The sequence below is a fragment of the Streptomyces cinnamoneus genome (genome assembly GCF_014650495.1).
Taxonomy (GTDB): Bacteria; Actinomycetota; Actinomycetes; order Streptomycetales; family Streptomycetaceae; genus Streptomyces; species Streptomyces cinnamoneus.
This window is the reverse complement of sequence record NZ_BMVB01000090.1, coordinates 1-607: the sequence shown is the minus strand read 5'-3', so window position 1 is coordinate 607 and position 607 is coordinate 1. Positions and strand designations below refer to the sequence as shown.

The following is a 607-nucleotide window of genomic DNA, read 5'->3' as shown; positions in this document are numbered from 1 at the left end:
AACTTTAAAGACAAGCTATGAAAGTAATCTACAACAACCTTATACCTTTCAAGGGATACAAAGCTATCAACATCTTTGGTTTAGTGTTTGTAAGAAAGGGGGCTAAGTTTACTGAGGTGGATTATAACCATGAACATATACATTCAAAGCAAATGGCTGAGATGTTATGGGTATTTTTCTACCTTTGGTATGGAATCGAGTACTTAATCATTCTTTGTTTTGCTAAATGGAACAAGCAAAATGAAAGGTATCATGATGTAAGCTTTGAAGAAGAAGCTCATAATAATGATTCAAATCTGGATTATCTTTCAACTAGAAAGCATTATGCTTGGTTCAAATACATAAAATTGAGAAGTTATAAGAAATGAAAGAAGACTTAAGAGTACTGGGAGTATGTGGAGGGCAAGGAGCCCTCCTATTCCCTTTTAAAGATAAACTTATTGGGAATATTGAACCCAGAGGAGTATTTCATACAGCTAAAGAAGAGCAATGGAAAGCTAATTTCAAGGGTATACCTTTCTTAAAAGGTTATGAATTACCCAAAGATTGGCATCCAGATATTATATTATCTAGCCCAGATTGTGGTAGTTGCTCAGTTATGAGGTTA

General features: G+C 34.1%; 2 protein-coding genes. Both read left to right on the top strand.

The features are described from left to right. Positions 1–17: 17 nt before the first annotated feature. Positions 18–368 carry a hypothetical protein gene (locus IE182_RS31595; RefSeq protein ID WP_190113426.1) on the top strand — a complete coding sequence of 117 codons (351 nt, stop codon included), beginning with the start codon at positions 18–20 and terminating at the stop codon, positions 366–368. After that, positions 365–607 (top strand): hypothetical protein (locus tag IE182_RS32370; protein ID WP_229845303.1); only part of this gene is annotated, 243 nt, incomplete at its 3' end. The genes IE182_RS31595 and IE182_RS32370, both read left to right, overlap by 4 nt.

What these genes read in the sequence shown, in the direction of transcription:
- IE182_RS31595 (WP_190113426.1), top strand. Translation starts at nt 18, where the DNA reads ATGAAAGTAATCTACAACAACCTTATACCTTTCAAGGGATACAAAGCT.